The organism is Rhodopirellula sp. UH5, from assembly GCF_056839225.1.
Map to the genome: position 1 here is coordinate 7479586 of NZ_CM166390.1, position 21742 is coordinate 7501327.

Genomic DNA, 21742 nt, shown 5'->3' on the forward strand with positions numbered 1-21742 from the left:
CCGGTTGCGTGTCGTGCTCGTCGAGTTCTTCCCAAAGCTATCTGGAGCGGTTCCTGAAGGTGTCGTCTCGACCGCTGAAGAATGGATCGACTAGGTCAGGACGCAGCGAATGTCCCAGGCTCTGGTTGCCACGGCCGAGTTGCTCGTTTCCAGAGCCGATTCCGGGACGTTGACCCAAGCCTGATCTTTGGTCCGATTTCGATTGTGGTCCGGGTTCTGATCGTGGGCCGGAATCGGAACCATGGTCAGAGCCTTTGGGGGAGTTGTCTTGATCCATTGTTGGGTCGTTGTCGTCGACGCTGATTGAGAAGTCGATGTTCTGCAGATGGACATCTCCGGTTGTGATTGCGACGGCTTCGACAGCGATCGTGGTGGCAACGTCATCTGTTTGTGAAATCACGTGAACTTCGTATTCGCCCGTCCTCAGCCCATCTTGGACATCGAAGCTGTATTGCCCGTCGGCATCGGTTGTCGTTTCCGCGACGATTTCGCCGTCGCTGACCAGCTGAACGATTTGACCAGGGACTCCTTCGGGAGTTCCGCTGTTGTTGGACCTGCTCTTAGCGTTGGAGACGCTTCGATCGCTGGCTTCCGTTGTGACCGTGCCTGAGATCGACGAGCTGAAGAAGAACACGTCGTCTTGGAGATCGGTGAGCTCCGTGTTTCGCTCGACGATGTCAGTCAGTGTGGTGCCTTGAATTTCAGCCAAGGCGGATCCCGAAAACGTATTCTCGTACCAAAATCGATCTGCGTCGCGAAGTCGTTCGAATTGGTCCGTGATGATCGTTTGAAATGTTTCCCCCACACTGCCACCTTCGACGTGGTCTTCGACCAAGCCACCTACCCAGAGATCGATATCGTCAACGGAGCCATAAAGTTGCTCCAGTTTTTCCTGGACATCTGGATCGGAGGTGATGTCAGCGAAGCTTTCAACCGGATCCAGACCGTACGCGACTCGGGTTGTGTTGTAGTCAGACAGCCCGTGATCTCTGCCCCGCTGAATGTTTAGGCTGACCAGGTCGAATCCACCGGAACCGGGAGGGCCAAACAAGAAATTGCGGACGCTGTCGACGACTTGAATGTCCAGTTCCGACGAAGGATCTGCCGCCAGGTACTTGATGATGGAATCGATCCCGTTCTCGGACACAGCCTCTGGATTGGAGAACGCTTGGCTGAGTGGAAGCTCTTCGGCGATCTCGTTCCCTTCGTTGTCGAGGAATTCGACATCATCGCCCAGCAAGCTATGTCCAAATCGGAACGCAGCGGTGGAGAACTCGTTGGCGATCGTTGGATCCACGGACGAGTCATACCCTTGATAGTCACTGAGTACATCTTCGCCGAGGACTGCTGGCAGCCATTCGTTGTAGGTGATCGCTTGCAGTTCAGCGACCACGATCGCCCGAGCCTGCTGGTAGATTTCTTCGTCGGAAAGGGTCGCATCGGCGGCGGCGATTTCTTCCGCGAGTCGATTGTGCTCCCGAACAAACAGCGTTTGGATTGCCGTCAGTTCAATGTTTTCGTTGGCTCGAACGTCTCCTGCGGCAAACAGTTCATCGTCGGGAACGATCCCGGCGTCATTGTCCATCGTCAGCGTTCCGTCCGGGAAGGTTTCTGCATTGTTGAATGGCAGCAAGTCACCTTCGCTGGTTTTCAAGAGACCGCCCGAAAGCGTTCGCAGTGCGGTCGCGGTGGCGTCGTCTGATCCGTAGATCACCGATCCATCAATCCAAGTCGTGATGACGTTGATTTGTTCGCGAGCGGAGTCGACTCCGGTTTCCGAATCGTAGGTCGAGCGAGTCAAGGAGATGGTTTCGGTTCCCGTTCCGAACGGATCGAAGTATTCGTCGCCGATGGGAACCTCGATGTCAAATGACTCTTCGCCCGAAGGAGTGCGAGAGATGTCGTGGTCGATGAACTGACCCCAAACATAAACAAAAGCCGACAGGTCGCGATCGCTGATGAGTTCTTCGTCAGTCGCAAGAAGATTGCTGATCTCACGTGCGCTCGGACGATCTTCGCCGGCGGGTTCTGAAATTCCATCGGCATAGTCGCTGTCGGCAACGCGGGTCAGTTGAGTCCCCGCGGTACCGAGTTCAGTGTTCTCGAGATTGTTGTCCGAACCGTCGATGGACCGATATTCGGTCGGCAAGCCTTCGAGGGTTTCGCTTGGAACATCGCTGGGCAAGTCGGAGGTGTCGTCGCCGGGCAAATCGACTTCATCACTGGTCTCCATCATCTCATCGTGAGCATGATCTCGCCGTCGAACGCTGTCTGTCGTGCCACTTTGGGATTGGCGGTTCATACGATGGATGATGCTCGATGCGTCGACTTGGGAGACAAGTCCGTCATCATTCAGGTGTTGAGGCAGCACGTCGTTTTGAAAGATGTTGGCGGCCAGCAATTGCCGAGCCTCTAGCGACTCAGGTTTTAAGCGACGACGAGTTGGCTTGCGTTTGTGTGTCTTCTTCTTGGAGGTGGATGCTTTGCGACTAGAGGCTTGACGGCCCTCGGCCCATCGTCCGAAGAGATTTTCCATGTGTGCACCTGCGTCAGAGAAGTGTGTGGAGAAGGGCCCCAGCTACAAATCCGGCCAATCGCGTAGGGGCTCACTTTAAGAGGGTGAATCGCTCTCACGAGTGTCACGCTCTGGGGCGGAGGAACGACCAGTTCAGCACCCAGCAAACACTCTTCCCGTATGGTGCCAGCCACCAGATCGAGTGAGCAACCTTATCGAATTATCGAATGGTGCCAGCCACCTTGACGATCCGTGCGAGAGTGGAAGTTGGTTACGTCAGTGGGGCGATCTTCGCTGGTCCGCCTTCCTCGAGGCTCCACACTCGCGTTTGCGACCGGATGAGCGCATCAGAGTAGAACCGTTGTCCCCAACCGTTCCGTCGTCTCATTCACCACGGTGAAGGCCGGCGATCGCTTCGGGCCTGCTCAATCGAAGCAGGCTGCGGCTTGGACCTGGCCTCGGTGGTGGTGGCGGCCGGTTCGTTCGGCATCCGCTTTCATCGATTCAGGACGACCGATGCAGCTGGTTCTGCCAAAGTACTTCTGCCAGTCCCACACCAAGTCTCGCCACATCGAAGCGTCGATTCCAACCTCCGAGAGCGTTTGAGCGAGACGCGCTGGCAGCTCAGCGACTCGAACGGCGACGGACTGCGCCGCTGTCCAGTCCAGCAATCGTCTGTAGTCGCTCCAGCGGATGTTCAAGAATCCGCGATCGCTGCTACGGAGCCCCTTCGTGTGGACTTGCGGTTCGTTGGACAGTTTGGTTTCGTTCAGCGTCAGTGGACTCAACCATTCGTCTCGTCGGATGCGTTTCCCGGTTGGATTGCGTCGTTTGGCTTTTCGTTTTTGCTGAAGAGCCTCGACCGGCGTCTCTCGAATTTCTCGTCCGGCTTCTTCTGTCGAGATCGGTTTCAGATCAAAGGCCGCCGACGCGATTCGTTCGCCCTTGCGAGCTTCGATTCGGTCGTAGGCACTGGTGTGCGGGCTGGTCTCGGGAGTCGCCGTTATCGCTGCCCGGACCGGGTTCAGATCGACGTACATGCTGCACGCGAGCAACCCTGCCTCATCGACGATTTTTTGTGCTTTGAAGCGTCCCTCCCAAAACCTACCGGTGCATTCGTCTTGTTTGTTCGCCATTCGAGCAATCGGTTCAGCCAGGGCTCGCATGAACCAGGAGATGTCTGACAGGCGGTGGCGGACGTCGGCCAGACGTTCCTTGTTGCGAACCAGCATCTGAACATCGTTTTCAGTCGGCTCGGCCAGGTGTTCTTCGAGGCGTCTGCCGGGGAAGACCCGCAGCCAGCGAATCGCGACTTCCTCGTCGCTCCACTGAGCACAGACATCGGGGCGATTGCGGAGAATCTGATGCATGTGATTGCTCAGCACCGCGTACGAAAGAACGTCGACCGCGAACACCGAAGCCAGGGCTTCCATCCGCCTGCGGATCCATTCTTTGCGGAACGAGTAGTCCTTGCCAGTCGCTTGGTCGACCCCTGCGAGGAAGGCCCGCCGCACACATCGCTGGACCACGTGCACGATTCCCACTTCGTTTGGATCAAACTGTTCACATCGCTGAGGCCGCGGCATCGCTCTGCTCTCCAAAGGGATTGGCAAGACAAAAGCATCGTATGCATCGCCGCAGCAAAGTCAAATGAAGGTGGCTGGCACCATATGAGATTACCGCAGCAAAGTCAAATGAAGGTGGCTGGCACCATATGAGATTAGGTGGCTGGCACCATATGGGAGGGCAGCTTGTGGGAGGTGGGGGCTTGGGGCTCAATCTTGTTTGTGAGAGATGGGACGCATCGCGGGCAGTGGGTTGGCGTCTGTTTCCCAGGCTCGGACTTGAATCTCGTCGATGATCGCCTCCCCGCCGCCGAGGACCTCAAACATCACGTGGATCGGTTCGTCGTTGACGGTTTGTCGGTACAGCGTGACGGGGGTCCAATCGGGGCGATCGCGAATGAGGACGCCGAGTTCTTGCGTGCCAAGGGAGTCATACATCAACAGCCCTTGATGAGGGCCGCCAAATCCCAGCGTGCGGACGACCGCGTCGATCCGGACGGCTTGATTGGGTTCGACAAAGATCGGTGGGCTGCGGACCAGCAACGCGGTGCCCTCGTATCCGCCTGGCAACGCATCGTCCCGTTTCGGGATCACGCGTACAGCCAGGGCCCCAGTGCCGTGAAAGACGCCGCGGTCCACGCACTCCGCCGTGGTTTCTGCCCATTCAGAATGGCGACGGCCAAAGGTCCAACCCTCGGTTTGCAGACTGTCGGGACGGTCCATGCCGCCGCCGCTAAGTAGGTTCACTCCCCAACGGGAGCGACCGTGGATGTCGCCAATCGGTGGTAACTTCAGCACGGAAGACGTGGCCAAGCCGGAATTCAACAACGGCGACCAGGCAATTTGGGTTTCGAAGTTGCCTGCGTCGAGCGGTGGACTGCTGACAATGCCGTACGGGTCTTCCCGGAAGGCATCGCAAAGCATCCAGTTGGCTTTCATGCTCCAGGCGTCCGCCCGCGCGGCCAACCGCAATGCGGATTGGGCATCGTTGCTGCGGACCATGCGTTCCGAATTGTTGATGGTGCTGCGTGCGACCTCGAGCAAGTCGTTCGGTGCGTCGCGAGAAACGGCTCGGGCGGCAATGGCTCGGGCCCAAGCGGTGCCCGACTGTTCAATGGAATCGCGAGCCAACTGCCAACGGTCCAAAGAGGCTTGTTGTGAAAACTTGTCCAGGGATGAGGCCAGCTGACCGCCCTCGGAAATTTGGTCGCTGATCGCGATGACTTCGACCACATCAGGCGAAACGATTTCGATTGAGGTGCCTTGTGGGGTTGTCTCAGGCTCGATGCGTTCGGCGGCGAAGTGAGTCAAACGCCACATCAGCTTGCCTTGCTCAAACGCGGGCAAGTCAATGCGAAGGGTCTTGCCATCGCCGCTCATGATGCGTGTCCCACGGACCATCGCAGACGTGCAAATCAGAAATGTGGTGGAACCGCTGGTCAGACGATGGGCGGTGTAGTAAGGCCCGACCGGAACGGGCGTGACATCCGGCGTGCCGGTGGAAATCCATTTTTCGAGCGAGGCGACAAAGCGGTTGAGGAAACTGATCGCCATCCCACGGTTTTGGTCCAGCGTTTCACCGGAAGCCAATGAACGGGTGGACCGAACGAGGATTGCCGACGGAGCATCGGCCATCGCATCGGCGACCTCTCGCCACATCGGTTGCCAAGCAAAGGTCTCAGTGGCAGGCGTGCCGATCCGATTCGCAATTGCATTGGACTGAGCAATGGAGGAGGCGTTGGGCATTCCCAAGACACTGATTGCGATGGGTTTGCCGCCCAACCGAAAACGTTGCTGGGAACGTTCAGTGCGAACCGCTTCACTGGAAAGAGCGCGAATGCGCGGCGGGGCAGTCAACACGGCGGCATCCAACATGGCGCCATAATGCCGAAAGTCCTCGACGGGCGAACCAACAATCGGTCGCTGCCAACGTCGTGGCAACGCGCGCAGGCGAGCAACCTGTTGAGTGACTTGCTCACGGTGGTGGCTGTCCATCACCAGGTTCGGTGCCGCAATCCAGCCCGCGACCGGTTCAAGCAAGGGCTCGAGTTTGGGATCCGGAACGGTTGGGCACGGCGCGTAAATGCGCATGCGATGAGCAATCGCGTCGGACAAGATCGCAGCGGTCGGCGTCTCCGCCAACCAAATCGCATCGAAGCCCAAGGAACGAATCCAACTGAGTGGTTCGTTGTTGTACTGAATGATTCGTGTGACGCGCCCAATGGGAAACGCGGGTTGATCAGCCGGTGAGATCAATGAACGAGCGTTGGCGACGGACTCGGTCAGATTCGGTCGTCGCCCTCCTTGCAAGATGGAAAGGTCGATGTCCATCCGTGAGGAGGATTGCAGCGGTGTTCGACTGTTGTTGCTGGACGAATGTGGGGAACTGTCCAGTTCGGTCACGGGAACCATGGCGTTGACCCGAAGGTCGTCCAATCGCAACGTTGCGTTGCCGGGTTTGCCATACGCATTGACGACGACTGCATCGACATAAGGCGAGGACACGTCGGCTTGGATTCCGTACTCGTTTCGAAGGGCGATGATTTTCAGACGCAGCGGAGCGGTGATGTGACTGATTCCCAGCCGTTGAAATTCTCCCACCCGGCGATACTGCGAACCCAAAATCAAAACGGAAGCGGGACGCCGTGTTTCAGGATCGATGAGATAGGGGAACCGGACTCGAAAGCCAATTTGAATGCCGGTGTTGAGACCTTTGACCGAGACCATCGCAGACAATTCATCGATGGGGCGGACGGGTTCGATCGGATAAACCAAGATGGCCTGCGTGCCATGTCCGGTCACCAACGAGATCGCTTCGCAGACTCCGCCTTCGGCCGACGGGTCATGCTCATGGCCTTGGTCAGCCACCTTGGCATCGCAATCACTTTCGTGAAGTGACCAACGCGGCGGATACGCATCGAGCGAATCAATCAGCTGCGCGGATGCCACGTTGATCGTGGCTAGCAAACACACGAACGCAACGAAGGTGGATGGAAGGTTCGCGCAAGTGGCCGTTCCGATGGAACTCAATTTTGTCACGATCTCGGTTCGAGTGGAACGCGCAACGTTGACCAACGCCCGATTCGATCGGGACTGCATCGGAATACTTTTCCTAGCCGTTTCAGCCATCGCGGGAAGTTCTGCAAACGTGTCGGCAAGCCAGATTGAACGTTGACCACCTTGGGAGCCAAGGGAACAATCCCTTGCAAGTGACCGGGAGGCGAAAACGCAACATCACGTTGCGAAACTTCCCCAACTACGGGTTGATCCCCCGAAACGCACCTAAGTGCTTGGGATACCAAGTCTTGGGCAGGAAAGCCAGATCGAAAGTGTGTTGCTAGAACGCCACGTTGCGAAAACGCAACACACATCAATGAAAACCGTAAGTGCTTTTCCCGTAATGACTTCGGGACCACAACGTCGTGTCGGCAGGCAGCCGGCACCGCAAGTGCAATGGATGGCTCTCACCAAACAAGCAACGACTCGCTGGTTTGGTCCCACACCCTGACGCCCTCGAAGGAAAGTCACTTCTATGACCAAAATTGCTGCCAACAACACCGCCAAAATCAACGACGAAACCCCAGTTGAACTGCAAGAAATGGCTGCCGCGATTGATGCCTTGCCCGCTCGGTATCGGGACGCGGTTGCACCCGCTTTGGCTCGCGTGGTGGAATGCAGCACTCGCCGTCGTCGGATCTTGAACTTGGTTCAAGAAGCCCTGTCGCAACTTCGTTTGGACATGAAGTATCTGATCTTCGATTTGGAAGCGACTCGTCGCGAACGCGATCAATACAAAGAAATGTTGGAACAAGACGGCTCACTCTAAGCCGCTGTGATTCAGGGCGACGATCCTGAATTCAAATGGAACCCTGCTGAATTGGGTTCCTGACACTGGGTGTGTCGTCAGCCAGCAGCCTGTCGATTGAGTCAGCCGGAACACGCTCGTGTCCGGTTTGTCTCCGGTAGCCGTGGCAATCGTCCATCGACTGATCGTTCAAGCTGCGAAACGTATTGAATCAACAGCCTGCTAGACCTCGCGGCGCGTTGGCACGCGATCCCTCGCTCACGCTTCGTGGTAGGATTCAATCAACCGGCCGCGCGCTCGGAGGTTCTCCGAGCTGGGTTGCTAAGCCGCTCGCTCGCCCGCATCGCCGAAATCTTGCTGCCTGTTGTGGTGGTCATCACCCTGCTGATCGTTCTTTTCGATCTCACCGGACGTGTTCGAACGAGGTGGTGTCGCATTGGGCGACATCTTGGATGCCATCGCTTCGTATTGTTCCGTCGCACTCATTTGCGAAGCATGAATTGGTGAGGCATGCATGGGGAACGATGGTGTTCCCGTCGGCGAACCCACGTTGATTTGGGGGGCCAATTGCTGACTGGCTTCCGACGAATCGCTGGTTTCAGCGCGAGTGCGTCGCCCATGTTCGGGAACCATCTTGTCAAAGAGGTTGCCTAGCAAACGCGGATGAAAGCAGACATAGGACCAAAACAGTCCAAACGCCACACCGCCACACACATCGCTGGTGAAGTGAGCGCTGGTGTTGACCCGGTTGGCCAGCACACCCATCCAAACCATGACGAATAGCAAGCGACCTCTCGGGACAACCACCCACAATCCGATCAGCATGGCGGTCGCGGTGACAACGTGACCGCTGGGAAAGGCTCGCATGGCCGAGTCAAACGAAGCGACTTCGCTGAGATCCCAATCGAATGCCCAAAGCCAAGCGGAATCGTGACCGGCATGGTTGAGATTGAGGTTGCTGGGACGAGGCCGGATCACAAACATCTTTGCAATCGTCGCAATGGCTCCACCGCCCAGTGCCAACGTGACTAGACGAGGCAAATGCCAACGCCGTTTGGGGGCCATCAACAAAATGGCAAGCAAGATCACAAAGACCCCGTAACCGTGCGAGAGCACCAAGGACAATTCCAAGGCGGAATCCAGTTCCGCCGGCAGCGGTGCGGTGCGGAAGTACGACGCGATGTTCACATCGACCAGCGTCATCATCGGCACCAGCATCATTGTCATCGCTGCCATGTAGAGCAGCGTGACGGGACGATACAGGGTCACCGCATCGTTCGTGGTGCTGGTCTTCGTGAACGATTGATGTTCGCGAAACTGACGTTCACGGGTTTGGTTTTCGCGAAGTTGACCTTCGCGAGGCGATTCGAGTCGATTCACGATGGCGTCCTGTATCGCGACTGGTTCAGATCGGCGGCCTGGAGGACGGATTCTCGATCGGAGAAACGGGGCAAGGTCGAATCGATCGGTCGTGCGGCCCGCGTCGTTTGATGTGAATCCTGGACGATCTAGACGGTACGAAACGCTGGCTCACCGACGGAACCCCAGTCGGGGTGAAGATTCGAGAGCGGAGAAGGAATGGAAAGCGAAACCGTTTGATTTCCCAGTTGTCCGCGCCTCTCCAGACGACGCATTTGGCCCAGGGAGGCAGGCTGCGAAACCCGTTGTGTTTGCTGCGTATGGAGTTCGCAGCCCACGTGATAACATGCGATCTTTCGATTCGTTCCGTGAAACATTGCCGTCATGAAACAGCACGTCCAGCGACACTTTTCCTTTTTACGCACGACCGCGATTGGTGGCATTTTTTTTCTGCTGCCGTTGTTGGTCGTCTTGGTGCTGATCGGGCAGTTGGTCCAGGTCATCTACGCCGTGGCGGTGGCGCTTCTGCCGATCTTGCAGGATTACACGCCATTTCATGACACGACGGGGTACCTGTTGATCTTCGGAATCGCGACTTTGTTGTTGATCATGGCCTGTTTCGTCTCGGGAATCATGGCGAGACGATCGATCGCGAGGCAGTTCACGCGGTTCATCGAGAAATATTTGTTGATGCTGTTTCCTCGCTACGCGATTTTCAAGGAGCAGCTCAGTGGGAACATTGGCGGCGACGTTGCGAAAAACCGATTGCGTCCGGTCGTGGTGCAATTGGAGGGGTACTCGCAGTTGGCGTTTGAGGTGGAGCGGTACCGGGGAACGGATGTTGCCAACGATCCCTTGGGAGTGACTTTGTACTTGCCGGGATCGCCGGATCCCTGGAATGGCAAGGTGGTGATGGTGGAACCATCGCGAATTCAGCGGATTGATGCACCCTTTGGTGACGTGGTGGGCACATTTGAACAGTTGGGCACCGACACGCAGAAGTGGGCTCGAGCGGGGGCCGTCGCGGTGCAGGAGGAAGAAAGCTGAGCCTGCCGTCGCATGCAACGCATGCCTGTGGGGGACGAGATCGAAGCCAACCGGGCTGAAAACCTATCCCATCCGGAGCGGGAACTTCCGACATTTTTGCGAGCGTTCTTTGGGGGCACATCCGGAAAGGTTTAGCGGGGGCGTCCTTCCCATTGCGAAAGGATGGTGAGCGTTGATGCCAAAATGGTGCGATTCGCTATACTTCCGGCCAGCAAATAAGACCCTTTCCCATCATTATCAAAACGTTTGCATGACAACTGATTCACGTCACTACTGGGGCATCGACATTGGCGGCACGAGCATCAAGTGCGGTCTGGTCAATTCCGCTGGTGAGACCGTCGCCTTTGAGCAGGTGGCGACGCTGGAATCCGAAGGCCCTCAAGCGGCGGTGAATCGCTTGGCAACGATGATCCGGGAAGTGGAGACGAGGACCAAAACGATTGGGAATGTGCCGCGGATTGGCATGGGAGCCCCTGGACCGATGGACCTGCACCGCGGGATTTTGGTTGCACCACCGCAGTTGCCTTCTTGGTGGGAATTCCCGTTGTGCGAGAAACTGTCCGAAGCCACAGGCCGGCCGATCTCGTTTTTGAATGATGCCAACGCGGCAGCGTACGGTGAATTTTGGCTGGGAAGCGGTTCCCAGGGCTCGTCGATGGTTCTGTTGACGCTGGGGACGGGCGTTGGCGGTGGAATCATTGTGGAGGATCAATTGGTCAATGGCGTCAACAGCTTTGGCAGCGAATGCGGTCACATTGTGGTGGACTCGTCGCCGGATGCGCAGCTTTGTGCGTGGGGCGGTGGCCGCGGGCAGTTGGAAGCGTATGCGTCGGCCAGCGGGGTGGTTTTGCGAACGCGGCATCGTTTGCCGGAGTACCCGCAATCGTCGTTGCAGCAATTCACCGGAGAGGACAGCTCGCAGTTGACCGCCAAACGGATCTGGGAAGCAGCGGCAAACGGTGACGATTACGCGAATTTGATGATTGACGAAACCGCTCGTTGGCTGGGAATCGGAGTCACCAATTTGGTTCACACCTTGGACCCAGGGCATGTAGCACTGGGCGGCGCGATGAATTTTGGCGGGTCCGAGTGTGAGATCGGGCGTCGCTTTTTGGGGGGGGTAACCGAAGAATTTCGACAACGGACCTTCCCCTATGTCTTCGCGGGAACGACCATTTCATTCGCGACGCTCGGGCACGAAGCCGGTTATTTGGGCGCCGCCGGGTATGCTCGCAAGAAAGACTCCTGAACAGCAGATGCTGTTGTGCTGGGATCGAGCGGTCTTTGTGTGGACGTGAAATCCTTTGCGACCCCGCACCGATCAGCGATTCGAGCCAAAACGCCAGCGTCGCGTCAGGCCCCAAGACACTGCATCGCGGTTTTCAAAGGATGAAAGCCGGTTGCCGTTTTGAACATTCACCATCATTGAAATTGAAACCGGATGGCATCGAAACCCTCTCGTTCGCAAGAACACATTCGCAACTTCTGCATCATCGCTCACATCGACCACGGCAAAAGCACGTTGGCCGATCGTTTGTTGGAGAGCACTGGCACGGTTGATAACCGGGGCAAGAAAACGCAAATGCTGGATGACTTGGCGTTGGAGCAACAACGCGGCATCACCATCAAGGCTCGCGCCGTCGCCATGCGGTACAAGCGAGACGGCGTGGAGTACGAACTCAATTTGATCGACACTCCCGGCCACGTGGACTTTCAGTACGAAGTTTCACGCTCGTTGGCTTGTTGCGAAGGAGCGCTGTTGTTGGTCGATGCATTCCAAGGGGTGGAAGCCCAAACGGTTGCAAATGCGTTTGCGGCGATGGAGCACGACCTGACGATCGTCCCCGTGATCAACAAGATCGATTTGATTCACGCTCGGCCAGATGAAGTCGCCGAGGAAATGATGAATTCCCTGGGCACCGACCCGGATGAGTGCAAGCGGGTGAGTGCCAAGACGGGCGAAGGGGTCGCGGCATTGCTCGATTCGATTGTGGAAGCCGTTCCGCCACCAACTGGCGATCCGAACGCTGTGCTGCAGGCGATGGTCTTCGATTCGAACTACGACGATTTCCGCGGTGCCATCACCTACATCCGAGTCATGGAAGGAACGGTCCGCAAAGGTCAGAAGATCAAATTCTTGCGGGCTGGATCGACGCATGACGTCGTGGAACTGGGCCAATTTGCGCCGGCACGCGTTCCCTGTGATGAATTGGTTGCCGGACAAGTGGGCTACTTGATCTGCAACATCAAGAGTCTGGGGGATGTGCACATTGGGGACACGATCAGCATCGCCGGCAACGACCCAGCACCAGCGCTGCCCGGCTATGACCGTCCCAAACGCATGGTTTACTGCGGTTTGTTCCCCAGCGACGGGCAGGACTTCAGCGAACTGCGGGATGCGCTCGAGCGATTGGCCGTCAACGACCCGAGCTTCGAGTTTGAACCGGAAACCAGTGATGCACTTGGGTTTGGTTTCCGGTGTGGATTTCTGGGGTTGCTGCACATGGAGATCGTCCAGCAGCGATTGGAGCAGGAATCCGACATCGATTTGGTTCAGACCGCTCCCAATGTGACCTATGAGATCACCGATAAACGCGGCGTGACGAAGAACATCCACAAGCCACAGGATGTGCCCGATCCGGGCGACATTGAGAAGTTCTGCCAACCGATCGTGCGTTGCAACGTGATCGTGCCGGAGGAGTACATTGGCCCAGTCATGAAACTGTGTCAGGAACGACGTGGGATTCAAAAAGCTCACGAGGTTCTGGGAGCGTCGCGAGCAATGTTGACTTACGACATCCCGTTGGCGGAAGTCATTTACGATTTGCACGACCGCATCAAGAGCTGCACACGCGGTTATGGAACGCTGGACTACGAGATGGTGGGCTACGAAGAAGCCGACCTGTGCCGCTTGGACATTCTGGTCAACGGCAACCGCGTCGATGCGTTGTCGGTGGTCTGTCACCGAGCCGACGCTGACCGTCGCGGCCGTGCGGTGGCAAAGAAGCTGAAGTCGGAGATAGAGCGGCACATGTTCGAGGTGGCCGTGCAAGCCGCGATCGGCAGCCGCGTGATCGCTCGAGAGACCGTGCCTGCGATGCGAAAGAACGTGACAGCCAAGTGTTATGGGGGTGACATCACTCGAAAACGCAAGTTGCTGCAGAAGCAGAAGGAAGGCAAGAAGCGAATGAAGGCGGTTGGCAACGTGGAGATCAGCCAGAAGGCCTTCATGGCGGTTCTGACCGACGGCGAGTAGGAAACCAGGGCCGCTGAATGCTGCTTTGACTCACACGATTGGAAGGTGAATCGTGAGGGAAAGGCCATCCATCAACTGGTTTGGGTTCCACGCGTGAAACTGTTGTTTGCAAACTTTCCGATCGAATTTCCGGAATGACCCGCAAGATCGGAACAGTTTGACACGATACAGGTACTACGCAAATGAATGATCCTCTGCGGATTGGTTCAAGTGCGGATTTGCCAAGTCGGAAACCAAGGAAGGTTGCTCGGATGACCAGCAAGATGACCACAACATTCACACGATTCGGGACGTTGTGCCTGCTCACCATGGTGGTGATCACGAGCACAGGTTGCTATGGCCTGGGCGGCAGCAACTACAATTTGGGGATCCTCGGGTTCCCCATCCCTGTGAGCCCGTATTACCAGCACAAGCAAGAAGAGAAGTTCCACAACAAGGAACGCTACGATCGCGTGCCGATTCTCGGCCCGACCACGTCAGGTGGTCCGCCGATCGCGTTGGATCCACCCAGCGATGATGAAGTGATGCAGGCCCTCGAACAGGCTCGTCCTGTTCAAGGCGGCATCCCATTGATCTGGGAAAAGCAACGCAACGATGTGCGGATCATCAAAGAGAAGATCTCGGACTACATCGATCCACCGCGGTTCTACCCGCTGATCGGACCGGCTCAGTTGCACCATGCACACTACAAGTGCACGATTTACTTCGACGAGTCGACCATTGTCGGTTACCCCGTGCCGCACACCCTGCGTGACCGGGAAGCGATTGAGGTCGTCTACATTGACCACAACCACTTCCACATGGTGGGCGACGTCGAGCCTTACACGACTCCGAACTTGTAGGGATCGGGAATCCGGAGGTAACATTCCGGTTGGCAATCGCACTGAACAACGACAACGGCACGGCGGGCATTTGAGCTCGTCGGGCCGTTTCTTCGTTCAAGCCCGACATCTTTCCCACACCGCATGGTTTCCCCACGCGATGCGTCTGACTCGCGATGGCATTGAGAAACCAGAAAAGGACGTCAGGAATCTTCCCCGAGACGGGGTCGGCGGGTTAGCGTATGCGGACTGAAATCACGTCCCGCTCCTCGCGAATCCCTGCACATGAATTCTGACGAAAACCCATCTTTGACCAGCGACTCGCCACGATTCGACGCCGATGATTTGGGCACGCCCGATTCAGTGGAATCGAATCTCACCGCCCAGTCAGACGTCTATGAAGACGTTCCGGACGACGAAACTGCGGGCGAAGCTGCCGCCGCAGCGGAGTCGACCACCGAGACAATGACAGCTGAGATGCTGAACGAAGACGTTTCGGACTTGGCCGACGATGTGGAAGAACTCTCCGACGAAGTCAACCAATTCGCGGTTTCAGCGGTTGCGGCAACCGACGCACCCGTGGAATCCGACGACCAGGATCTGTCGCCGGAGTTGTTGGCGCTGCAACAGCCCTTCGTCGGACGATGGAACGGCTTGGTCAGCACGACCAACTGGGAAAAGGGACGCATCATCAGCCAATGGCGAGCGGCCCTGATCGAAGCCGGAGCTCCCTCGACGGAATATTCCGACGAAGCTTGGGCCTCACGGGTGGGAGGTGTCACTGCACCCCACGTGGGCCGTTTGCGTCGTGTTTTCGATCGCTTTGCCGAGGATCAACCCAAGTACGAAGGGCTGTACTGGTCGCATTTCTTGGCCGCACTGGACTGGGACGACGCCGCCCTTTGGTTGCAAGGAGCCGTCGAGGAGAAGTGGTCGGTTTCCAACATGCGAGACAAACGTTGGAAGGCCAACGGAGAATTGGAATCGCAGCGCCCGACCGCCAGCCAGGTGATGGACGTCGATCTGGACGAGGACCAACCGGAAATGAGCGATGCGGATTTGGGAACCGCTCCCGCCCAAGGCGACGACACGACGCGAGATTACGACGGCGACACCGACGGCGTTCAGGGACCGACTTACGAAGGGCCTGATTTCGGCGAGGAAGAAGAGCTGAACAAACTCGGTGATTCGGGGCGTGAAGAAGGGGAGGCTGGTTTGGCGACCGAAACGCCTCCGTCACCTTTGCAACCGTTCGCAGGTTTGCCAGAATTGCCGGACGACCTCAGCGACGTCGTGGAACAACTGAAATTGTCGATCCTGCGGCACAAGTCCGCTGGGTTCAATGACGTGTCGCCAGACGTGATTCGCCGCTATCTCGAAGCGGTTGCACTCTTGATTGAATCGTAGCCATCGAAACGACTTCCCAAACCGCCATCGAAACAGCTGCTCATTCCGTTGCCCCTGACTTCGCGTCGGGGCAGCGGATTTTAGTTGGAATCTGCACCTACAACGAAGCCGCCAACGTCAAACCAATGTTGGCCAAGATCCGTGAGGCGCTGCCCCACGCCGTGTGTTTGGTGGTCGACGATGATTCACCCGACGGCACCGCAGAGATCGCACGACGGTACGCGGAGGAAACCGCTGCCGGCGACAGGATCCAGGTGAAGGTCCGCCAGGACGAACGCGGATTGGGCGGTGCGATTCGCGCGGCGATGCAAGCCGCGATCGATGGCAATTTCGATTTGTTCTGCAACATGGACGCGGATCTCAGTCACGATCCCGCGGATTTGCCTCGGTTGGTGGCGACCTGCGTGAAGGAGAACGCGGACGTGGTGGTCGGCTCGCGTTATGCCCAAGGCGGGGCGATCGTCGGCTGGCCGTGGCGTCGCAAGGTGATGAGCGGGCTGATCAACGCGTTCACGCGAATGCTGTTGCGATTGCCGGTTCGCGATGCAAGTGGTTCGTACCGCTGTTATCGGGTGAGTTGTTTGGCCGGATTGGATCCGCCTCGCAATCCCAGCGACGGGTACGCGTTCATTCAAGAGGTTTTGTTGCGGCTGCATCGCGACGGGGCCAAGTGCGTGGAAGTTCCGATCACGTTCACCGAACGCGTTCACGGGACCAGCAAACTGAATTTGCGAGAAGCGGTTCGAAGCAGTTGGACCGTGTTTCGGTTGTTGGCGGTCCGCTAAGACGGGTTGGGACGCTGGGGCCGGAGTCTCCAAGTGCCGTCGCTGGATTCGCCAAGCATTCGATTCGGAAACAAACGGCAGCCAACCCAGTCCGAATTCTGGCGAATCCGGCGACGACTTGGTCGGAAGCGGAATGCATCGGCTCAGCTCCCGCTTGCAACGACCGCTTGCGCCGCCCGGCGACCGTGGTCAAAGGCTTCTTCGAACAAGGCGACGCCGCTGAGATCCGAGGCGGCGAAGTGGATGTTGCCAATCGGTTGGCTGGCCGATTTGAGTTGCGGGTTGGAACGGCTGCCAACGGTGGGCTGGATCATCGCGTGCCCCCAAACCATGATGTCCAACGTCTCGATGCGTTGGCGAATGTCGGGGTGCATGATTTCGAGATCGCTGCACACGACCTCGGCGGCCTCGTCCCACGTCAGGTTCAGAAGTTCGGTTCGAGTCAACGCTGCGTTGTCACCGGTCAGGGCTTGGTACCACGTGATCACGGTGCCACCATGATCGCTTCCAGTTTGATGGCCGGCGTTGACATAACCCAAAGACGTTGATTGATAGCGAACGTTGTCCCAGCACATCCAAGAATGGGTTTCTTTGGGGCGATCCTTCAGCACGATGTTGGCGACCAACCAGCTGCCATACTGAAACGATCGAGCCTGATGGATTCGTTCTTGCTTGGTGTCGCCTAAAGAGTCCTCTAGCAAACGACAGGCAATGAACTGTGGGACGGCAAGAATCACGGACTCGGCGGTGATCCTGGTCGACTGTTGCGTTTGCGTGTCGAGGACATGTAGCGTTTGGGTGCCTGGTTCGTCTTCGTTCATCGAAAGAACTGCGTGGTTCGTTTCGATGCGATCCCCGATACGTTGTGCCAGCTGGTCGACCAAGAACCCATTGCCTTCCGGCCACGTCAGCACCGGCGCGGAATCAGTCGATTGCGATGCATCGATCAACCGCGCGGCGAAGTAGAAAATCCCGGCCCAAGCACTCGTCTGATCGGCTCGGAGCCCGTAGTCGTCGCGGCAAGAGTGATCGACCAGCCAGAGTAAACGGGGGGAATCAAATTCGCGATCTCGCATCCATTGTTGCATCGAGATTTGATCGAGTGAAAGCGGTTCAGGATCTTCCGTCCCACGCGAGGTCGGCAAAGTGAACCAAGGTTTGCCGTCATTGCCAGTTCGCAATGCAAACTCGGAGATCTCAGTTTGAAAGCGTTCGATCTGCGCGACATCCTCGGGGGTCGCGTCTCGCATGGGAAGCAATCCAGATTGCCAGCGGCCGTCTGCCCAGACGCGTTCTTCGGGATCGCGGCAGAGCATGTGTTCGGCGGCGGCACCGTGTTCATCGAGCACGCCACAGTCACGCAAGAATGCCTGCAGTGGTTCGTTGCCCGGGCCCGGCAGTGGTAAGTAATGGGCTCCCCAAGGGGCACGCAACGAACCGAACGATTCGGATGTGTACTGGGTGCTTCGCGAAGTGCCGCCGGGCGATGGTTCCAATTCCAAAACGAGGAAGTCATCCACACCTGACTTGAGAAGCTCGTAGCCGGCAGCCAGACCGGCGACTCCGCCACCGACGATGACACAGGATACGCGGCGCTGCGTTGCATCCGCGGAGTCCGTGAATCGCTCCGAGGTTGGGACTCGCAACCGATGCCCGATCTCTCGGTTGGGCGACAGGAAGGCACCGGCAAATGGAAGTGCACCCGACCAACGGGAGGAAAGCGAATCGCAGCCCACACAGGCGAGGGACCCGACACCGAGCACCGAAGACAGCAAATCCCGCCGGGTGTAGCGAAGTCTTCGGGGCTGCGCATTCATCCGAACGCTCCGCTGGTCTGGAGGAGGTAACCGACGTAGCCGCAGTACAACACAATCATCAGCATGCCTTCCCAGCGAACGATGGCTCGTCCGGTCCGATACAGGACCCAGCTGAGCATGGCTGCGATCACCATCAGCGGCATATCGAGACCCATGATTTCAGGAGCGACATTCAGGCCGCTCGGAGCAATCACGGAGGTGATGCCAAGCACCGCGACGATGTTGAGCGTGGTGCTGCCAACGGCGTTGCCGATGGCGATCCCGCGTTCGCCTTTGATGGTGGCAGCAACGGATGTGACCAGTTCGGGGAGCGAGGTGCCAGCGGAAACGATCGTCAATCCGATCACCAGTTCAGACACACCCAGAATACGTGCCATGGAAACGGCCCCGTCAACAAACAACTCGCATCCAAAGACCAAGGCAGCGACGCCGGCACTGAGCAAAACCAATTGCCAGAGAATCACTGCAACACGTCGGCCCAGTGATTCGGTTGCTTCTTTCAATGGGTCTGGCAACTCGAGATCATCAGGGATTGCATCTTCCCCCGCCAGCTTGCCGAGCCGGTATGAAATCGCGAAGTAGGCGATCATGATCAGGATCAATCCGATTCCATCCCAACGGCTGATGATTCCGTTCCACGAAGCAAGCATCATGGCGATGGTTGCCGCGATCATCACCGGCACATCAAAGCGTGTGATTTGTTTGTCGACCGGCAAGGGAGCAAAGAGCGCGCTGAAGCCGACGATCATCAGCATGTTGAACAGATTGCTGCCGACGACGTTGCCAATGGTGATATCGGCTTGGCCTCGAAGTGCCGTGGCGAAGGAAACGGCCATCTCAGGGGCGCTGGTGCCGAGCGAAACCACGGTCAGACCCACAAACAGCGGGCTGAGTTTGGCAGCGATGGCCAATCGGGAGGCGCCGCGGACGACCCATTCCCCTCCGACCAAGAGTAGGAGGACGCCGCCGAGAATTTGTAGTGCGATGATGCCATTCATGCGGCTGAAAATAGACAAGCGTGCCGTCTCGCAAAAGGAGACGACACGCTTGAATGTTGGTTCGGTGATCCAGGCGGCTCAATCAGACGACGATTGAGCGGTCGGTTCCGAGGGCAGATCAGTGGTGGCCGCGGTGACCACGACCGTGTCCACCGTGGTGCAGATCATAGTGGCCAGGTTGGTAGTGGTAGTGGTTGCGGTGAGGAACCAGCGCGGGGGCGTGATAGTCATAGTGAGGACGAGTGTACCCACGGTATCCGGCCGAATAGCGGCTTGGATAAACGACGGGGCCGAACGCTTGGTGTCCTCGATTGTAGTGGCTGCCGTAATGGCTTCCATAACGACTTCCGTAGCGGTTCACGCCGTAGTTGCCGTAACTGAACCCGCCCGTACCAATGCTGAGCGAGAAGCCTTGGGCGCTCGCTTCTGGGGCGTCTGCCATGAAGGTGGCTGCGACAGCGAGAACAGGGACGGCGATCCATTTGGTCAATTGAGACATTGTTTTTTTCTCCGTAGATAACTTGTTCCGCCGCGTGATGCCTCCTCGACATCGGTTCACAAGTCGCGTGAAACTCATTTCAACGGATAACAAAAGCAACCCTGGGGCCAAACGATGCCAAAACGTCACAGAAAGCGTTTTTTGGCGGAAAACGCGTGTTTTCCGCGAAGAAAATCAGGAGAGGGATCTCAGTCGCCAGCAGACGACCCGACTGGAGTGTCGTCGAAATGACTGCAGTCAGCGTGCAATTTGAGACGCTGTCTCTCCCTGGTGGGGGGCTAGCGGCCGAGCCAAGGCATTGCGTCAGCGCTCATGCGATTTCGAACCGGTCCTGGCAAGGGTTGCTGGTAGCTCGGCGGCCGGCTGCCCTGATCGTTCGGGCCGATGTCGGTCAGGGGGTACGGGTCATGCACAATCGCGTTGGCTTGCTGTTCGTTCATCGTTCCTGGCGCGGGCAAGAAACCACGGCCGCGACAGCCAGCGGACAGGCTGGTGAGCAGAATCAGCGTGGACACGCCGGCGAACGAGCATACGCGCAGGGAGGAGGTGCGCATCGGATCGGTCCTGACAAATACGAGAGACACGGATTGGGAGGGCGGCGTTGCTGGGGAGGGGGTGGAAGAGCAAGCTGCCGGCGAGTCGGATCATTGAATGAGGCGACCCTACAGCAATTCATCGAACGATCGCGATCCCGCCTGGATGGCTTCCTGTGGGCCCGACCGAAAAGCCGGGGTGGCGGGTCGGGTTGCTCCGGTCGATTCGGGTTGAACCGTTGATGCGAATGGCTCGATGCGGGCGGCTCGATGCGGATGGGATGTTGCTGCGTGGATGTCTTAGAAAGAAAAGTAACGCAACCAGTTTCGGAAACCTTGACCGGGGACGTAGGCGACTGGTTGGCCCCAAAGTCCAGGACCCACCTGAACGGCATTGGCGCCTTGTCCAAAGTCAATCAATGCACCCGCGGGGCCAGCATTCAGCGTGGTGGATGCGACGGGAGGGACGGTGGATCCGACAGGATAAGCGGTGGCCGGGATGGCCGCGGGAGCAGCGATTTGAGCGGGGGGAGCGATGTAGCCGACCGGAGCAACACCACCGGGAGCAGCACACCCTTGCCCGTATCCGTAGCCGGAATAGGGACTCATCGCCGAGTATTCACTTGGAGCCGAGATCAAGGCGCAGTTGCTCATCGTTGCGTAGCCACCGTTGCTCAGTTGAGGTGGTGGCACGGGAGCGTAGTCCGAGGGTGGTGGACCGATTCGATTGGGAGCGAAGGTGGGATTCCCACCCAGGACATCGTTGGGAACCGCAGTGGGGGCTGGCAGAGACCGACCTTGCGTTGGGACACCGCCAGTTGGCGCAGACATTCCCGAGGGAGGCGAAGGGACGGGTGCCGAACTGCCAAAGCCTGGTTGTGAATTGCCAACACTGGGCGGCACGCCAAACGATGGTTGCGATTGAACGGGCTGGGAACCGGCTGGTGGCGTGAAGGTTTGTGGGCCGCCGATGTCGCCGGGAAGATCAAAACCGCCCGACTGCATGGCGACTTGGCGCACATTGGGATCGTAGACCGGCGTCTGAGGCGAACGGAAGGAGGTTGGTCTCACCACCGTGTTCTGTGAGGCGCGTTGCCGGCGAGCCGTCTCGGTTTGGTCGACGGCACTGGGGGACCCGATCGGCCGGAAAGGCAACGCTTGTTGGGCGCGAGCGGATTCGGACGAAACCAGCGTCCATACACCGACCAACACAAACAAGGTCCCAAAGAGTGGAGGAGCGTGCTGAGGTTGAAAAACGTTGTTGAGAAGTCGGATCATGGTATCCCGTCTGTAAAAGCGTGATCTTGTTGGGGGTATCAATCTGTGGTGGACTGG

16 protein-coding genes are annotated in these 21742 nt (G+C 57.7%); 7 read left to right on the forward strand and 9 right to left on the reverse strand.

What is annotated here, in order from left to right; genetic code table 11:
* Nucleotides 1-37: 37 nt before the first annotated feature.
* From UH5x_RS26870 to UH5x_RS26880, 3 genes are all read right to left on the reverse strand, one after another.
* Nucleotides 38-2536 (reverse strand): peroxidase family protein, encoded by a 2499-nt coding sequence (locus tag UH5x_RS26870; RefSeq protein ID WP_482634258.1) that lies wholly within the window; start codon nucleotides 2534-2536, stop codon nucleotides 38-40.
* Between the two features lie 404 nt (nucleotides 2537-2940).
* On the reverse strand, nucleotides 2941-4101 hold the full coding sequence (locus tag UH5x_RS26875) for a transposase (RefSeq protein ID WP_482634259.1): 1161 nt from the start codon (nucleotides 4099-4101) through the stop codon (nucleotides 2941-2943).
* A gap of 189 nt (nucleotides 4102-4290) precedes the next feature.
* Nucleotides 4291-7119, reverse strand: a complete 2829-nt coding sequence (locus UH5x_RS26880) for a hypothetical protein (protein WP_482634260.1) — start codon at nucleotides 7117-7119, stop codon at nucleotides 4291-4293.
* Between the two features lie 493 nt (nucleotides 7120-7612).
* On the opposite strand from UH5x_RS26880, the gene UH5x_RS26885 reads away from it, so the two are divergent.
* Nucleotides 7613-7906, forward strand: coding sequence for a transcription regulator (locus UH5x_RS26885; protein WP_008653083.1), 294 nt, complete (start codon nucleotides 7613-7615; stop codon nucleotides 7904-7906).
* Between the two features lie 300 nt (nucleotides 7907-8206).
* Here the strand turns inward: UH5x_RS26885 and UH5x_RS26890 are convergent, their stop codons facing one another.
* Nucleotides 8207-9265, reverse strand: a complete 1059-nt coding sequence (locus tag UH5x_RS26890) for a phosphatase PAP2 family protein (RefSeq protein WP_482634261.1) — start codon at nucleotides 9263-9265, stop codon at nucleotides 8207-8209.
* A gap of 363 nt (nucleotides 9266-9628) precedes the next feature.
* Here UH5x_RS26890 and UH5x_RS26895 point away from each other — a divergent pair, with 363 nt between their 5' ends.
* The 6 genes from UH5x_RS26895 (at nucleotide 9629) to UH5x_RS26920 (ending at nucleotide 16560) form a co-directional block, all read left to right on the forward strand.
* The gene (locus tag UH5x_RS26895) at nucleotides 9629-10291 is read left to right on the forward strand and encodes a DUF502 domain-containing protein (RefSeq protein ID WP_047817256.1); all 663 of its coding nucleotides are present in this window, start codon (nucleotides 9629-9631) and stop codon (nucleotides 10289-10291) included.
* Between the two features lie 250 nt (nucleotides 10292-10541).
* Nucleotides 10542-11540 (forward strand): ROK family protein, encoded by a 999-nt coding sequence (locus UH5x_RS26900; protein ID WP_482634262.1) that lies wholly within the window; start codon nucleotides 10542-10544, stop codon nucleotides 11538-11540.
* A gap of 192 nt (nucleotides 11541-11732) precedes the next feature.
* Nucleotides 11733-13547, forward strand: a complete 1815-nt coding sequence (gene lepA, locus UH5x_RS26905; protein WP_482634263.1) for a translation elongation factor 4 — start codon at nucleotides 11733-11735, stop codon at nucleotides 13545-13547.
* A gap of 182 nt (nucleotides 13548-13729) precedes the next feature.
* The gene (locus UH5x_RS26910; RefSeq protein ID WP_047817253.1) at nucleotides 13730-14389 is read left to right on the forward strand and encodes a hypothetical protein; all 660 of its coding nucleotides are present in this window, start codon (nucleotides 13730-13732) and stop codon (nucleotides 14387-14389) included.
* 264 nt (nucleotides 14390-14653) lie between these two features.
* Complete coding sequence (locus UH5x_RS26915) at nucleotides 14654-15775, forward strand: hypothetical protein (protein WP_047817252.1); 1122 nt, start codon at nucleotides 14654-14656, stop codon at nucleotides 15773-15775.
* Between the two features lie 77 nt (nucleotides 15776-15852).
* Entirely contained in the window at nucleotides 15853-16560 is a 708-nt protein-coding gene (locus tag UH5x_RS26920) for a polyprenol monophosphomannose synthase (protein WP_150122707.1), read from the forward strand.
* A 143-nt stretch (nucleotides 16561-16703) separates the two neighbouring features.
* Here the strand turns inward: UH5x_RS26920 and UH5x_RS26925 are convergent, their stop codons facing one another.
* The 5 genes from UH5x_RS26925 to UH5x_RS26945 form a co-directional block, all read right to left on the reverse strand.
* Entirely contained in the window at nucleotides 16704-18377 is a 1674-nt protein-coding gene (locus UH5x_RS26925; protein WP_482634264.1) for an FAD-dependent oxidoreductase, read from the reverse strand.
* Nucleotides 18374-19375, reverse strand: a complete 1002-nt coding sequence (locus UH5x_RS26930; RefSeq protein WP_482634265.1) for a calcium/sodium antiporter — start codon at nucleotides 19373-19375, stop codon at nucleotides 18374-18376. Before UH5x_RS26930 ends, UH5x_RS26925 begins: the two co-directional genes overlap by 4 nt.
* A gap of 118 nt (nucleotides 19376-19493) precedes the next feature.
* A complete protein-coding gene (locus UH5x_RS26935; RefSeq protein WP_482634266.1) occupies nucleotides 19494-19874 on the reverse strand; it encodes a hypothetical protein in 381 nt (126 codons plus the stop codon).
* A 278-nt stretch (nucleotides 19875-20152) separates the two neighbouring features.
* Nucleotides 20153-20389 carry a hypothetical protein gene (locus UH5x_RS26940; RefSeq protein WP_047817272.1) on the reverse strand — a complete coding sequence of 79 codons (237 nt, stop codon included), beginning with the start codon at nucleotides 20387-20389 and terminating at the stop codon, nucleotides 20153-20155.
* A gap of 318 nt (nucleotides 20390-20707) precedes the next feature.
* Nucleotides 20708-21685 carry a hypothetical protein gene (locus tag UH5x_RS26945; RefSeq protein ID WP_047817248.1) on the reverse strand — a complete coding sequence of 326 codons (978 nt, stop codon included), beginning with the start codon at nucleotides 21683-21685 and terminating at the stop codon, nucleotides 20708-20710.
* Nucleotides 21686-21742 lie beyond the last annotated feature (57 nt).

What these genes read in the sequence shown, in the direction of transcription:
- UH5x_RS26945 (WP_047817248.1), bottom strand. Translation starts at nt 21,685, where the DNA reads ATGATCCGACTTCTCAACAACGTTTTTCAACCTCAGCACGCTCCTCCA.
- UH5x_RS26935 (WP_482634266.1), bottom strand. Translation starts at nt 19,874, where the DNA reads ATGTCTCAATTGACCAAATGGATCGCCGTCCCTGTTCTCGCTGTCGCA.
- lepA (WP_482634263.1), top strand. Translation starts at nt 11,733, where the DNA reads ATGGCATCGAAACCCTCTCGTTCGCAAGAACACATTCGCAACTTCTGC.
- UH5x_RS26915 (WP_047817252.1), top strand. Translation starts at nt 14,654, where the DNA reads ATGAATTCTGACGAAAACCCATCTTTGACCAGCGACTCGCCACGATTC.
- UH5x_RS26910 (WP_047817253.1), top strand. Translation starts at nt 13,730, where the DNA reads ATGAATGATCCTCTGCGGATTGGTTCAAGTGCGGATTTGCCAAGTCGG.
- UH5x_RS26870 (WP_482634258.1), bottom strand. Translation starts at nt 2,536, where the DNA reads ATGGAAAATCTCTTCGGACGATGGGCCGAGGGCCGTCAAGCCTCTAGT.
- UH5x_RS26925 (WP_482634264.1), bottom strand. Translation starts at nt 18,377, where the DNA reads ATGAATGCGCAGCCCCGAAGACTTCGCTACACCCGGCGGGATTTGCTG.
- UH5x_RS26900 (WP_482634262.1), top strand. Translation starts at nt 10,542, where the DNA reads ATGACAACTGATTCACGTCACTACTGGGGCATCGACATTGGCGGCACG.
- UH5x_RS26885 (WP_008653083.1), top strand. Translation starts at nt 7,613, where the DNA reads ATGACCAAAATTGCTGCCAACAACACCGCCAAAATCAACGACGAAACC.
- UH5x_RS26930 (WP_482634265.1), bottom strand. Translation starts at nt 19,375, where the DNA reads ATGAATGGCATCATCGCACTACAAATTCTCGGCGGCGTCCTCCTACTC.
- UH5x_RS26895 (WP_047817256.1), top strand. Translation starts at nt 9,629, where the DNA reads ATGAAACAGCACGTCCAGCGACACTTTTCCTTTTTACGCACGACCGCG.
- UH5x_RS26875 (WP_482634259.1), bottom strand. Translation starts at nt 4,101, where the DNA reads ATGCCGCGGCCTCAGCGATGTGAACAGTTTGATCCAAACGAAGTGGGA.